Genomic DNA, 15839 nt, shown 5'->3' on the forward strand with positions numbered 1-15839 from the left:
CGGCTCTTGCTTGGCCGCTCGAGACCGTTCCGCACGCCCGATAGCCTAGTTTCCGGAGAAAAGAAGATGTTGCAAGCCTACGTTGATCATGTTGCCGAACGCGCCGCGCTCGGTATCCCGCCGCTGCCCCTGAGCGCGAAGCAGACCGCCGAAGCGATCGAGCTCCTGAAGAGCGCGAACGCCAAGGACGGCGCCTTCCTGCTGGACCTGCTCACCTACCGTGTGCCCGCCGGCGTCGACGACGCCGCCAAGGTCAAGGCGAGCTACCTCGCGGCCGTGGCCCACGGCACCGAGAAGAATGCGTTCATCACGCGCGCCCGCGCCACTGAACTGCTCGGCACCATGCTCGGCGGCTACAACATCAGCCCCATGATCGACCTGCTGGACGACGCCGAAGTCGGCGCCGTGGCGGCCGAGGGCCTGAAGAAAACCCTGCTGATGTTCGACCAGTTCCACGACGTCAAGGAAAAGGCCGACAAGGGCAACGCCCACGCCAAGGGCGTGCTGCAAAGCTGGGCCGATGCCGAGTGGTTCACCAGCCGCCCCGAAGTGCCCAAGAGCATCACCGTCAGCATCTTTAAGGTCGCTGGCGAAATCAACACCGACGACCTGTCGCCCGCACCCGATGCGACGACGCGTCCCGACATTCCGATGCACGCCCTGGCGATGCACAAGAACGCGCGCCCCGGCATCGTCCCTGAAGAAGACGGCAAGCGCGGGCCGGTGAAGTTCATCGAAGACCTGCGCGCGCGCGGCCACCTCGTGGCCTACGCCGGCGACGTGGTCGGCACGGGTTCGTCGCGCAAGAGCGCTACCAACTCGGTGCTGTGGTTCACCGGCGAAGACATTCCCTTCGTACCGAACAAGCGTTTCGGCGGCGTCTGCCTCGGCGGCAAGATCGCTCCCATCTTCTACAACACGATGGAAGACTCGGGCGCACTGCCCATCGAGCTCGACGTGACGCAGATGAACATGGGCGACGTGGTCGAGCTGCGTCCCTACGAAGGCAAGGCGCTGAAGGACGGCAAGGTCATTGCCGAGTTCACCGTCAAGAGCGACGTGCTGTTCGACGAAGTGCGCGCCGGTGGCCGCATTCCGCTGATCATCGGCCGCGGCCTCACGACCAAGGCGCGCGAAGCGCTGGGCCTGCCCGTTTCGACGCTGTTCCGCCTGCCACAAAGCCCGGTCGACACCAAGAAGGGCTACTCGCTCGCACAGAAGATGGTCGGCCGCGCCTGCGGCCTGCCCGAAGGCACGGGCGTTCGCCCGGGCACCTACTGCGAACCCAAGATGACCTCGGTCGGCTCGCAAGACACCACCGGCCCGATGACTCGCGACGAGCTGAAGGACCTGGCCTGCCTCGGCTTCTCGGCCGACCTCGTCATGCAGTCGTTCTGCCACACGGCGGCGTACCCGAAGAAGGTCGACGTCAAGATGCACCACGAACTCCCCGAGTTCATGGCCAACCGCGGCGGCGTGTCGTTGCGTCCGGGCGACGGCGTGATCCACAGCTGGCTCAACCGCCTGCTGACGCCCGACACCGTGGGCACCGGCGGCGACAGCCACACCCGCTTCCCCATCGGCATCAGCTTCCCCGCAGGTTCGGGCCTCGTGGCCTTCGCGGCCGCCACCGGCGTGATGCCGCTGGACATGCCCGAGTCGGTGCTCGTGCGCTTCAAGGGCAAGATGCAGCCCGGCGTCACGCTGCGTGACCTGGTCAACGCCATTCCGCTGTACGCCATCAAGTCGGGCCTGCTGACCGTGGCCAAGCAAGGCAAGAAGAACATCTTCTCGGGCCGCATCCTCGAAATCGAAGGCCTGCCCGACCTGAAGGTCGAACAAGCTTTCGAACTGAGCGACGCCTCGGCCGAACGCTCGGCCGCCGGCTGCACGGTGCACCTGAACAAGGAACCGATCCAGGAGTACATCAACAGCAACATCACGCTGATGAAGTGGATGATTGCCGAAGGCTACGCCGACGCCCGCACGCTGGCACGCCGCATCGCTGCGCAGGAAGCCTGGCTGAAGGACCCGCAATTGCTCAAGGGCGATGCCGACGCCGAATACGCCGCCGTGATCGAGATCGACCTGGCCGAGATCCACGAACCCATCGTGGCCTGTCCGAACGACCCTGACGACGTGAAGACACTGAGCGACGTGGCCGGCGCCGTGATCGACGAAGTGTTCATCGGCTCGTGCATGACCAACATCGGTCACTTCCGCGCCGCGTCGAAGCTGCTCGAAGGCAAGCGCGACATCCCGGTCAAGCTGTGGATCGCTCCGCCGACCAAGATGGACGCGCAGCAACTCACCGAAGAAGGCCACTACGGCGTGTTCGGCAACGCCGGCGCCCGCACCGAAATGCCGGGCTGCTCGCTGTGCATGGGCAACCAGGCGCAAGTGCGCGAAGGCGCCACGGTGATGTCGACCAGCACCCGCAACTTCCCGAACCGTTTGGGCAAGAACACGAACGTGTACCTGGGCTCGGCCGAACTGGCCGCCATCTGCTCGCGCCTGGGCCGCATCCCGACGCGCGAGGAGTACATGGCCGCCACGGGCGTGCTCGATGCCTCGAGCAGCCAGATCTACCAGTACCTGAACTTCGACAAGATCGAAGACTACAAGGGCGTGGCGGACACGGTCGCGGCCTGAGAGCGCGACCGCCGGCGATCGGTTGATTCGCCGGCCCCATGAAACGAGCCCCGCTTTTGGCGGGGCTTTTTCATGGGCGTTCGTTCGGCGGTGTCAGCCGTGCGGCGGGTTGGACTTCAGGTGCTCCTGGCCCTTCAGCACCATCGCCATGCCGGCGGGTCCGCCGACCGCGTAGGGCAGCGACGCCTGCAGCGAGTGCGCGAAATCCCCCCGGTACAGCTTGGCGCCCTGGTGGGTCAGGTTCGAATTGGCGTCGATGTAGATCGATTCGCCCAATGCCGACCATAGCCTGCAGAAGCCGTAGTCTTCCGACAGGTAGCGCCGCGTCACCGGGTCAACCATCACGTCGAAGAAGCGGTAGTGCAGCCCGCGGTCGGCTTCGCCGATGCTGTCGGGCACGTACTGCAGGTCGGGGTAGGCGGCCATGAGCCGTTCGAACACGTGGCGCCGGATCACCATGAAGCCCGTGGGCGCCTCGGTCATCTTCATGAAGCCGTCGGGCTGCACCTCGAGCTCGATCTGCGTCGCATCTTCTTCGGCCTTGGCATTGACCGTGTAGCGCGTGAAGCCGGCCTCGAACTGTTGCTGCGTGGTGCCTGCGGCCACGCCATGCTCTGGCCAGTTCTCGCGCTTCAGCGGGTAGACGCCGGCGGCGATGTCGTAGCCCGACAGCAGCAGGCGGAACGCTGCCTCGGCCGAAAAGCCGATGTCGGCATCGACCCAGAACAGGTGGGTCCACTCCGTGTTGGCCAGGAACTGAGCCACGCAGTTGTTGCGCGCGCGCGTGACCAAGCTTTCGCCCTGGTGCATCAGCACCTGCATCTTCATGCCGGCGCGTTCGGCGTTGATGGTGAAGTTCAGCAGCGACGCCACGTAGTTCTGGAAGAACTTGCCGTCGTGGCTCGGCGTCACGATCACGGGATAGAAGTGCCGGAGTTCGGACGGGTCGAGCATGCGAGAGGCTCCGTGTGTCTGAGTGACTAGCTAGCGGGCAGGGCGCTGCATCAGGCCCTGCAGCAGGGTGTCGTAGGTCTGTGTGGCCGCCGCGTCGCCGGGCAGGTAGCGCGCGATGAGTGCGCGCTGCCGTTCGCGGTAGGCCTGAGCCTGGGCGTCGTGCCCGTCGATGGCCTCGATCACGCGGGCACTGCCTGCGGCCACATCGTTCTCGGCGTAGTAGTAGCCCAGGTCCGCGCACAGGTGCGCGTTGTGCACCAGCGGATAGCCCTGCCAGCAGGTCTCCAGGTAGAAGTAGTTGAGCGGGTTCTCCCACTGGTGCGAGACCACGATGTCGGTGTTCTGCGCGAGGAACACCGGGGTTTCGTGCCGGCCCAGGAAGACCGCCTTGTGCTGACGCACCAGGTCGAGCTGGTTCATCAGCGTGATGAACTCCATGCTGTCCTTGGCCATGCGCTCCACGTTCGTGACCTGCAGCAGCGCGATGGCCTCGGGCCGGGCGCGGTACGCCAGCTCGGCGATCAGGATGGGGTAGACGCAGAACTTCACCACGTTGATGTTCGGCTCCAGCACGCTGAGCCGCCGCGGCCCGCTGCGCGGCTGGTACGCGCCGCCCTCGGGCAGCGCGCGGGCGCGCTCTTGCAGGAACACCGGGCTCCAGACGAAGGGCACGGCGCGCGCTTCGGCGCGGCGCAGCACCTCGAAGTACGGCTGGCTGATGTGGGCCACCTGCGGAACCATCCAGATGTCGTCGTAGCGCTGGTTGATGAACAGGTTGCGGCCCCACAGCGGCTTGCCGAACAGCATCGCCTCCATCGCGTGCACGTACTCGAAGCCGCAGCAGTACGACACCAGCCGCGCGCCGCGGCGTTTCAGGTGCTCGGTCTGGTCGGCGTCGATCTGGCCGCCCAGCTCGATCAGCACGTCCAGGTTGTCCTTCGCCGCCTCGAAGGTCACGGTCGGCCAGCGGGCCTGGTCCCAGGGCAGGGCGGATGTGATGGGGGTGGCGGTGGTGTTGACCAGCACCACCGAGGCCACGCTGGGGCAGTGCTTCAGCGCCTCCGCCAGGAACACGGCGTTCTGCTTGATGCCGTTGTTCCAGAGGGTCTCGGCCTCGTGGTGGAGGCCGATCGTGATGCCGATGCGCAGGCCCGCACCCGAGGCGGTGGTCATTGGTTTTCGCGGGGGATGTAGCCCGTCAGTCGCCAGCCATTGGGCTCGAGGCGGAAGCTGACTTTTTCGAAGACGGTCTTGTCGTTGGTCAGGCGGGTGGCGAAGTCGACGTTGGCATACAGGCCGGCAGGGATGCCGGTGCTGTCGTCCAGGTAGCGGATGCGCGTCACGTTGGCCCAGTCGCGGCGGGCCACAACCCCCACGGTCTGGCGTGAGCGTTGCGTGTTGGCAACAAATTCGGCCTTCGGGAAGCGAGTCTTCACGAACGCCGATGCGCTTTCCCAGATATCTCCGGCCCGACCTTCGTCGATCTGCTTGAGGCTGGTGAGGCCCGCCTGAACGAGCTCGTCGGCGGAGGTGCCGTCCTGCGCCAGGGCGCAGGAACCGGCCAGGGCCAGCGTACATGCGGCCAGGAAACGGGGGAGGAACGGCTTCATTTGGGCAACCTTTGTGCGGAAAACCGCTGTGACAGACGGCGGCGGCGATTCTAGGCGTGGCGTTCGGATCGACGTTCCACGGCGACATCGGCAGGCCCGGATTTGTCGCCAATCGTGAAAGTTTGTGAACTAAATCATCATTTCACGGTTTCCAGTAGCCCGAAATGGCTGCAAATGTAAACGGCTGCGTACATTACCACGTCCATTGTGAACGTCAGGGTAACTACGACCCTGTCTGAGAGACGACCACGGGCGGTCGTCTCTCTTCCTTCGCCGTTGATCCCGCGCCCGCCCTCTGCGAATCGAGCTCGAAGAATATGAACAAGTCTTACCGAAGTATTTGGAATGAAGCCCTGGGGGCCTGGGTTGCTGCGTCTGAAATTACTTCGGCTCGGGGGAAGAAGAGCAGTTCGAAGCTGGTGAGAGCTGTTGCTGCCGCATCGCTGGCGGTCGTCTCTTTGGGGGCACACGCTGTTTACTCTGCCGGGGGGGGCTACGCGGATGGCACCGCCGCTATCGCGATTGGCAATGGTTCAGGAAACGGGTCATCCGGGAACAACTCAGCGATTGCGTCGGCTGCTTACGCTTTGGCGATCGGCAATAACGCTCAAGCCACTTTTCACAGCGCGACGGCAATCGGTTCTGGCGCGAAAGCCTTCGCCAAAGGAGCCTACGCCCTGGGCAACGATGCCAAGGCCAGTGGAACTTCGTCGGTTGCAGTGGGTGGCGGGGACGGAACGGGTAACGGCGGCTCCGTCGCTTCGGGTGAGCAGGCCGTGGCCATCGGCCGGGCAACCACCGCCAGCGGCACGAACAGCGTGGCCATCGGCGGCAACCTGACGGTGGATGGCGGCGCGAAGAGCTCCGGCGCCAACGCCGTGGCGATTGGCACCGGCGCGAATGCCGGCAACGACAACAGCGTCGCATTGGGCAGCAACAGCGCAACCGCTGCGGCTGTCCAAACTTCCAGCGCAACGGTCAACGGCGTTGCGCTGACCGGGTTTGCTGGCGCGACGCCGACGAGCGTTGTGAGCGTTGGCTCGGTGGGCGGTGAACGTCAGATCACCAATGTGGCCGCGGGCCAGGTGACCTCCACCTCGACCGATGCGATCAACGGCAGCCAGTTGTACTCCGTCGCCAGCGCGGTAGGGTCGCTGTCGACTTCGACTTCCTCGGGGCTGAGCACCGCCAACAGCCGCGTCAACAGTCTGTCGACCTCGACGTCGTCGGGCCTGAGCACCACGAACAGCAACGTGAGCAGCCTGTCGACCTCCACGTCGTCGGGTCTAAGTACGGCGAACAGTCGCGTCAACAGCCTTTCGACGTCCACATCGAGCGGATTGAGCACGGCGACCAGCGGCATCTCGAGCCTGTCCACTGGCTTGAGTACTGTGAACAGCGAACTGGACAGCCTGTCGACTTCCACGTCGAGTGGTCTGAGCACGGCGACCAGCGGCATTTCCAGCCTGTCGACCGGCCTGAGCACGACGAACAGCAACGTCGGCAGTCTGTCGACCTCCACATCGTCGGGTCTGAGCACGGCAAGCAGTCGCATCAACAGCCTGTCGACTTCGACGTCGTCCGGTTTGAGCACGGCCACGAGCGGTATCTCGAGCCTGTCCACGGGACTAAGCACTACGAACAGCAACGTCGGCAGCTTGTCGACGTCCACATCGTCGGGCCTGAGCACCAGCAATAGCCGCATCGATAGCCTCTCGACGTCGACTTCGAGCGGCCTGAGCACGACCAACAGCAACGTCAGCAGTCTTTCGACCTCCACCTCGAGCGGCCTGAGCACGGCAACCAGCGGCATCTCGAGCCTGTCCACAGGTCTGAGCACCACGAACAGCAACGTGAGCAGCCTGTCGACGTCCACGTCGTCTGGCCTGAGCACCAGCAGCAGCCGCATTGACAGTCTCTCGACGTCGACTTCGAGCGGGTTGAGCACGGCTACCAGCGGCATCTCCAGCTTGTCGACAGGCCTGAGCACGACAAACAGCAATGTGTCCAGCCTCTCGACCTCGACGTCGAGCGGTCTGAGTACGGCGAGCAGTGGTATCTCGAGCCTGTCCACCGGCTTGAGCACGTCCAACAGCAACGTCAGCAGCCTGTCGACTTCGACTTCGTCCGGCCTGAGTACGGCAACCAGCGGCATCTCCAGCCTGTCGACCTCGACGTCGAGTGGTTTGAGTACGACCAACAGCCGCATCGACGGCTTGTCTACGGGGCTGAGCACGACAAACAGCAACCTGGACAGCCTGTCGAGCTCGACTTCGTCCGGTTTGAGCACGGCGACCAGTGGCATCTCCAGCCTGTCGACTGGCCTCAGCACGACGAACAGCAACGTCGGCAGCTTGTCGACCTCCACCTCGAGCGGATTGAGCACCGCCACCAGCGGAATCTCCAGCCTGTCTACTGGCTTGAGCACGACGAACAGTAACGTCAGCAGTCTCTCGACCTCGACGTCGTCGGGTCTGAGCACAGCGAACAGCGGCATCTCCAGTCTGTCGACCGGTCTGAGCACCACGAACAGCAATGTCAGCAGTCTTTCGACCTCGGCGTCCTCGGGCCTGAGCACGGCCACGAGCGGCATCTCGAGCTTGTCCACCGGCCTAAGCACCACGAATAGCAACGTGAGCAGCCTGTCGACCTCTACGTCGTCGGGTCTGAGCACGGCCGCAAGCGGAATTTCCAGTCTTTCGACTTCGACGTCGAGCGGCTTGAGCACGACCAACAGCCGTATCGATAGCCTTTCGACGTCCACGTCGTCAGGCCTGAGCACGACCAACAGCAATGTGAGCAGCCTGTCGACGTCGACGTCGTCGGGTCTGAGCACCGCGACCAGCGGAATCTCTAGCCTGTCGACTGGCCTGAGCACGACGAACAGCAACGTGAGCAGCCTCTCGACTTCTACGTCGTCGGGTCTGAGTACGGCCACGAGCAGCATCGACAGCCTGTCGACGTCCACATCGAGTGGTCTGAGCACTGCGACCAGTGGGATCTCGAGCCTGTCCACGGGCCTGAGCACCACGAACAGCAACGTGAGCAGTCTGTCGACGTCCACTTCCTCGGGGTTGAGCACGGCAACGAGCAGCATCGACAGTCTCTCGACCTCGACGTCCTCGGGCTTGAGCACAGCATTCAACGGCATCTCCAGCCTGTCGACTTCGACGTCGAGCGGCCTGAGCACTGCCACGAGCAGCATCGATAGCCTCTCGACCTCGACGTCGTCGGGCCTGAGCACAGCGACCAGCGGCATCTCGAGCTTGTCCACGGGCTTGAGCACGACCAACAGCAACGTCAGCAGCCTCTCGACTTCTACCTCGTCGGGTCTGAGCACCGCCACGAGCAGCATCGATAGCTTGTCGACGTCTACATCGAGTGGTCTGAGCACAGCGACCAGCGGCATCTCCAGCCTGTCCACTGGCTTGAGCACGACGAACAGCAATGTGAGCAGCCTTTCGACCTCGACGTCGTCGGGGTTGAGTACGGCCACGAGCAGCATCGAAAGTCTGTCGACTTCGACATCGTCGGGTCTGAGTACCGCCACGAGCAGCATTGATAGCCTGTCGACGTCCACATCGAGTGGCCTGAGCACCGCTACCAGCGGCATCTCCAGCCTGTCGACCTCGACGTCATCTGGCCTGAGCACGACCAACAGCCGTATCGACAGCCTCTCGACGTCCACGTCGTCTGGGTTGAGCACCGCAACGAGCGGTATCTCCAGCCTGTCGACTTCTACGTCCTCGGGCCTGAGCACTGCCACGAGCAGCATCGATAGCCTCTCGACCTCGACGTCGTCGGGCCTGAGCACAGCGACCAGCGGCATCTCGAGCTTGTCCACGGGCCTGAGCACCACCAACAGCAACCTGGACAGCCTGTCGACGTCCACGTCATCGGGCCTGAGCACGGCAACCAGTGGTATCTCGAGCCTGTCCACCGGCTTGAGCACCACGAACAGCAACGTGAGCAGCCTCTCGACTTCTACGTCGTCGGGTTTGAGCACGGCGACGAGCAGCATCGACAGCTTGTCGACGTCTACTTCGAGTGGTCTGAGCACCGCCACCAGCGGCATCTCCAGCCTGTCCACGGGCCTGAGCACGACGAACAGCAATGTCAGCAGCCTCTCGACCTCGACGTCCTCTGGTCTGAGCACGGCCGCGAGCGGCATCGACAGCTTGTCGACGTCTACTTCGAGCGGTCTGAGCACTGCGACCAGTGGGATCTCGAGCCTGTCGACTGGCCTGAGCACCACGAACAGCAACGTGAGCAGCCTGTCGACTTCGACGTCGTCCGGCTTGAGCACGGCTACGAGCAGCATCGACAGCCTGTCGACGTCTACGTCGAGCGGTCTGAGCACCGCGACCAGCGGGATCTCGAGCCTGTCCACAGGCCTGAGCACGACCAACAGCAACGTCAGCAGCCTGTCGACTTCCACGTCGAGCGGCCTGAGCACGGCGACCAGTGGAATCTCGAGCCTGTCCACTGGCCTGAGCACGACGAACAGCAGCGTCAGCAGCCTCTCGACATCCACGTCCTCTGGGCTGAGCACTACCAACAGCAATGTGGGAAGTCTTTCGACTTCGACGTCGTCTGGTCTGAGCACGGCCACGAGCAGCATCGACAGTCTGTCGACGTCTACTTCGAGCGGCCTGAGCACCGCCACCAGCGGTATCTCCAGTCTGTCTACCGGACTGAGCACAACCAATAGCAACGTCAGCAGCCTGTCGACTTCCACGTCGAGCGGCTTGAGCACGGCGACCAGTGGCATCTCCAGCCTGTCGACTGGCCTGAGCACGGCCAACAGCAATGTCAGCAGCCTGTCGACCTCAACGTCGTCGGGCCTGAGCACGGCCACGAGCAGCATCGATAGTCTTTCGACATCGACGTCTTCCGGGCTAAGCACTGCCACCAGCGGCATCTCCAGTCTTTCGACTGGCCTGAGCACCACGAACAGCAATGTCAGCAGCCTGTCGACCTCGACGTCGTCGGGCCTGAGTACGACCACGAGCAGCATCGACAGCCTGTCGACGTCTACCTCGAGCGGTCTGAGCACCACCAACAGCAACCTGGACAGCCTCTCTACGTCCACGTCGAGCGGCCTGAGCACCGCCACCAGTGGTATCTCCAGCCTGTCGACTGGTCTGAGTACGACGAACAGCAACGTGAGCAGCTTGTCGACTTCGACGTCGTCGGGTCTGAGCACCACGAATAGCAACATCAGCAGCCTGTCGACTTCAACGTCCTCGGGTCTGAGCACAACCACAAGCAGCGTCGAGAGTCTGTCGACGTCGACCTCGTCCGGTCTGAGCACGGCGACCAGCAGCGTGAGCAGCCTGTCGACTTCGACGTCGAGCGGCCTGAGCACTGCCACGAGCAGCATCGACAGCTTGTCGACGTCTACTTCGACTGGTCTGAGCACGGCGACCAGCGGCATCTCCAGCTTGTCCACTGGTCTGAGCACCACGAACAGCAACGTCAGCAGCCTGTCGACCTCGACTTCGTCGGGTCTGAGCACGGCCACGAGCAGCATCGACAGCCTGTCGACGTCTACATCGAGTGGGTTGAGCACGGCGACCAGCGGTATCTCGAGCTTGTCTACCGGCCTGAGCACGACCAACAGCAACGTCAGCAGCTTGTCGACATCGACCTCGTCGGGTCTGAGCACAGCCACGAGCAGCATCGACAGTCTGTCGACGTCGACGTCGAGCGGTCTGAGCACGGCGACCAGCGGTATCTCGAGCTTGTCCACCGGTCTGAGTACGACGAACAGCAATGTGAGCAGCTTGTCGACCTCGACGTCTTCTGGTTTGAGCACGGCGACCAGCAGCATCGACAGTCTGTCGACGTCCACATCGAGTGGCCTGAGTACCGCAACGAGTGGTATCTCCAGCCTTTCCACGGGCCTGAGCACGACGAACAGCAACGTCAGCAGCCTGTCGACCTCGACGTCCTCCGGTCTGAGCACGGCCGCGAGCGGCATCGACAGCTTGTCGACGTCTACTTCGAGCGGTCTGAGCACTGCGACCAGTGGGATCTCGAGCCTGTCGACTGGCCTGAGCACCACGAACAGCAACGTGAGCAGCCTGTCGACTTCGACGTCGTCCGGTTTGAGCACTGCTACCAGCGGCATCGACAGCTTGTCGACTGGCCTGAGCACGGCGACCAGTGGTATCTCCAGCCTGTCCACCGGCCTGAGCACCACGAACAGCAACGTGAGTAGCCTGTCGACGTCCACGTCCTCGGGTCTGAGTACGGCTACCAGCAGCATCGACAGTCTGTCGACGTCCACCTCGTCCGGTCTGAGCACCGCGACCAGCGGTATCTCCAGCCTGTCCACCGGACTGAGCACAACGAACAGCAACGTCAGTAGCCTGTCGACTTCGACGTCTTCGGGCCTGAGTACAGCCACGAGCAGCATCGATAGTCTGTCGACCTCGACGTCGTCTGGCCTGAGCACCGCTACGAGCAGCATCGATAGCTTGTCGACTTCTACTTCGAGTGGTCTGAGCACCGCGACCAGCGGCATCTCCAGCTTGTCCACCGGCCTGAGCACCACGAACAGCAATGTCAGCAGCCTGTCGACCTCGACGTCGTCGGGCCTGAGCACCGCCACGAGCAGCATCGATAGCTTGTCGACGTCTACTTCGAGTGGGCTGAGCACTGCGACCAGTGGCATCTCCAGCTTGTCCACGGGTCTCAGCACCACGAACAGCAATGTCAGCAGCCTGTCGACTTCTACGTCCTCGGGTCTGAGCACGGCCACGAGCAGCATCGACAGCCTTTCGACCGGCTTGAGCACTGCTACCAGTAGCATCGATAGCCTGTCGACATCTACATCGAGTGGTCTGAGCACAGCGACAAGTGGCATCTCCAGCCTGTCGACTTCGACGTCGTCTGGCTTGAGTACGGCCACGAGCCGCATCGATAGCTTGTCGACGGGGCTGAGCACTACGAACAGCAATGTGAGCAGCTTGTCGACTTCGACGTCGTCGGGTCTGAGCACGGCCACAAGCAGCATCGATAGCTTGTCGACGTCCACTTCGAGCGGCTTGAGCACAGCGACAAGTGGAATCTCCAGCTTGTCCACGGGGCTGAGCACCACGAACAGCAATGTCAGCAGCTTGTCGACCTCGACGTCCTCTGGTCTGAGCACGGCTACGAGCAGCATCGACAGTCTCTCGACCTCGACATCCTCGGGATTGAGCACCGCGACCAGTGGCATCTCCAGCCTGTCCACGGGCTTGAGTACGACCAACAGCAACGTCAGTAGCCTGTCGACCTCGACGTCGTCGGGTCTGAGCACGGCCACGAGCAGCATCGACAGTCTGTCGACGTCTACCTCGAGTGGGTTGAGCACGGCGACCAGCAGTATCTCGAGCTTGTCTACCGGCCTGAGCACGACCAACAGCAACGTCAGCAGCTTGTCGACTTCTACGTCGTCGGGTCTGAGCACGGCCACGAGCAGCATCGACAGTCTGTCGACGTCCACTTCGAGCGGCCTGAGCACGGCGACCAGCGGCATCTCTAGCCTGTCGACTGGTCTGAGCACCACGAACAGCAACGTCAGCAGCTTGTCGACTTCGACGTCCTCTGGTCTGAGCACGGCTACGAGCAGCATCGACAGTCTGTCGACGTCCACTTCGAGCGGCCTGAGCACGGCGACCAGCGGTATCTCGAGCCTGTCGACCGGTCTGAGCACCACGAACAGCAATGTGAGCAGCCTGTCGACTTCGACGTCGTCGGGCCTGAGCACTGCGACCAGTGGCATCTCCAGCCTGTCTACTTCCACGTCGTCGGGTCTGAGCACCGCCACGAGCAGCATCGACAGTCTTTCGACATCGACGTCATCCGGTTTGAGCACCGCGACCAGCGGCATCTCCAGCCTGTCCACTGGTCTGAGCACTGCTACCAGTGGCATCTCCAGCCTGTCTACCGGCCTGAGCTCGACCAACAGCAACCTGGACAGCCTGTCGACGTCCACGTCATCGGGCTTGAGCACGGCGACCAGCGGTATCTCCAGCTTGTCCACCGGCCTGAGCACCACGAACAGCAATGTCAGCAGCCTGTCGACCTCGACGTCGTCTGGCCTGAGCACCGCTACGAGCAGCATCGATAGCTTGTCGACGTCTACTTCGAGTGGCCTGAGCACTGCGACCAGTGGCATCTCCAGCTTGTCCACGGGCCTGAGCACCACGAACAGCAATGTCAGCAGCTTGTCGACTTCTACGTCGTCCGGCTTGAGCACAGCGACGAGCAGCATCGACAGCCTGTCGACGTCTACTTCGAGTGGTCTGAGCACAGCGACCAGCGGCATCTCCAGCTTGTCCACCGGCCTGAGCACGACGAACAGCAACGTGAGCAGCCTGTCGACCTCGACGTCGTCCGGTTTGAGCACGGCTACGAGCAGCATCGATAGCCTGTCGACGTCTACGTCGAGCGGCTTGAGCACCGCAACCAGCGGCATTTCCAGCCTGTCCACTGGTCTGAGCACCACGAACAGCAACGTCAGCAGCTTGTCGACTTCGACGTCGTCGGGTCTGAGCACGGCTACAAGCAGCATCGACAGTCTCTCGACGTCGACCTCGTCTGGCTTGAGCACGGCGACCAGCGGGATCTCCAGCCTGTCTACGGGCCTCAGCACCACGAACAGCAACGTGAGCAGCCTGTCGACCTCGACCTCGTCCGGCCTGAGCACCGCGACCAGTGGTATCTCCAGCTTGTCTACGGGCCTGAGCACGACCAACAGCAATGTCAGCAGCCTCTCGACCTCGACGTCCTCTGGTCTGAGCACGGCAGCCAGTGGCATCTCTAGCCTGTCCACGGGCTTGAGCACCACGAACAGCAACGTGAGCAGCTTGTCGACCTCGACGTCGTCGGGTCTGAGCACGGCCACAAGCAGCATCGACAGCTTGTCGACGTCTGCTTCGAGTGGCCTGAGCACGGCGACCAGCGGTATCTCGAGCTTGTCCACCGGCCTGAGCACGACGAACAGCAACGTGAGCAGCCTGTCGACCTCGACGTCGTCGGGTCTGAGCACAGCCACAAGCAGCATCGATAGCTTGTCGACGTCTACGTCGAGCGGCCTGAGCACGGCGACTAGCGGTATCTCCAGCCTGTCGACTGGCCTGAGCACCACGAACAGCAATGTGAGCAGCTTGTCGACCTCGACTTCTTCGGGTCTGAGCACTGCGACCAGCGGCATCTCGAGTCTGTCCACGGGCCTGAGCACGACCAACAGCAATGTGAGCAGCCTGTCGACTTCCACGTCGTCCGGCCTGAGCACCGCTACCAGCAGCATTGATAGCCTGTCGACTGGCCTCAGCACCGCGACCAGTGGCATCTCCAGCCTGTCGACCGGCCTGAGCACCACCAACAGCAACGTCAACAGCCTGTCGACTTCCACGTCGTCGGGTTTGAGCACGGCCACGAGCAGCATTGACAGCCTGTCGACGTCGACGTCCTCGGGTCTGAGCACCGCAACGAGCAGTATCGATAGCTTGTCGACGTCTACTTCGAGTGGTCTCAGCACGGCGACCAGTGGCATCTCCAGCTTGTCCACGGGCCTGAGCACGACGAACAGCGGAATTTCCAGCCTGTCGACCTCGACGTCGAGTGGCTTGAGTACGACCAACAGCCGCATCGACGGTCTGTCGACGGGTCTGAGCACGACGAACAGCAACCTGGACAGCCTGTCGACGTCTACTTCGAGTGGTCTGAGCACTGCGACTAGCGGTATCTCGAGCCTGTCGACGGGCCTGAGCACCACGAACAGCAATGTCAGCAGCCTGTCGACTTCTACGTCGTCGGGTCTGAGCACTGCTACGAGCAGCATCGACAGTCTGTCGACTTCAACGTCCTCTGGACTGAGCACGGCCACAAGCAGCATCGAAAGCTTGTCGACGTCTACTTCGAGCGGCTTGAGCACTGCGACTAGCAGCATCTCGAGCTTGTCCACCGGCCTGAGCACCACAAACAGCAACGTGAGCAGCCTGTCGACGTCCACGTCGTCTGGTCTGAGCACCGCCACAAGCAGCATCGACAGTCTGTCGACGTCTACCTCCAGTGGTCTGAGCACTGCCACCAGCGGTATTTCGAGTCTGTCCACCGGCCTGAGCACGACGGACAGCAACGTCAGCAGCCTGTCGACCTCGACGTCGTCTGGTCTGAGCACCACCAACAGCAACCTGGACAGCCTCTCGACGTCCACGTCGTCTGGCCTGAGCACAGCGACCAGCGGCATCTCCAGCTTGTCCACGGGCCTGAGCACCACCAACAGCAATGTGAGCAGCCTGTCGACTTCGACGTCTTCCGGGCTGAGCACTGCTACAAGCAGCCTCGACAGCTTGTCGACGTCTACTTCGAGTGGTCTGAGCACGGCGACCAGCGGCATCTCCAGCTTGTCCACTGGTCTGAGCACCACGAACAGCAACGTCAGTAGCCTGTCGACCTCGACGTCGTCGGGTCTGAGCACGGCCACGAGCAGCATCGACAGCCTGTCGACGTCTACATCGAGTGGGTTGAGCACGGCGACCAGCGGTATCTCGAGCTTGTCTACCGGCCTGAGCACGACCAACAGCAACGTCAGCAGCTTGTCGACATCGACCTCGTCCGGTCTGAGCA

5 protein-coding genes and 1 pseudogene are annotated in these 15839 nt (G+C 62.8%); 3 read left to right on the top strand and 3 right to left on the bottom strand.

Annotated features, from left to right (window positions below):
* The first annotated feature begins 66 nt into the window (after window positions 1–66).
* Window positions 67–2652: a bifunctional aconitate hydratase 2/2-methylisocitrate dehydratase gene (locus CY658_RS28250; RefSeq protein WP_101493328.1), complete on the top strand. Its 2586-nt coding sequence runs from the start codon at window positions 67–69 to the stop codon at window positions 2650–2652.
* A 93-nt stretch (window positions 2653–2745) separates the two neighbouring features.
* On the opposite strand, the gene CY658_RS28255 is transcribed toward CY658_RS28250, so the two are convergent.
* From CY658_RS28255 to CY658_RS28265, 3 genes are read right to left on the bottom strand one after another with little or no spacing between them, the layout of a single operon-like run.
* Entirely contained in the window at window positions 2746–3606 is an 861-nt protein-coding gene (locus CY658_RS28255; RefSeq protein ID WP_101493329.1) for a hypothetical protein, read from the bottom strand.
* A 30-nt stretch (window positions 3607–3636) separates the two neighbouring features.
* Window positions 3637–4779: a DUF2827 domain-containing protein gene (locus CY658_RS28260; protein ID WP_101493330.1), complete on the bottom strand. Its 1143-nt coding sequence runs from the start codon at window positions 4777–4779 to the stop codon at window positions 3637–3639.
* On the bottom strand, window positions 4776–5216 hold the full coding sequence (locus CY658_RS28265) for a DUF4019 domain-containing protein (protein ID WP_101493331.1): 441 nt from the start codon (window positions 5214–5216) through the stop codon (window positions 4776–4778). Before CY658_RS28265 ends, CY658_RS28260 begins: the two co-directional genes overlap by 4 nt.
* Before the next feature lie 317 nt (window positions 5217–5533).
* Between CY658_RS28265 and CY658_RS33230 the strand changes: the two are divergent.
* A pseudogene (locus CY658_RS33230) lies at window positions 5534–6349 on the top strand (ESPR-type extended signal peptide-containing protein); the annotation flags it as partial.
* 3132 nt (window positions 6350–9481) lie between these two features.
* A partial coding sequence (locus CY658_RS33205) for a beta strand repeat-containing protein (protein WP_441351223.1) occupies window positions 9482–15839 on the top strand: 6358 nt, incomplete at its 3' end.

Origin of the sequence: Variovorax sp. RO1, from assembly GCF_002849325.1 — a bacterium.
Lineage (GTDB): Bacteria > Pseudomonadota > Gammaproteobacteria > Burkholderiales > Burkholderiaceae_C > Variovorax.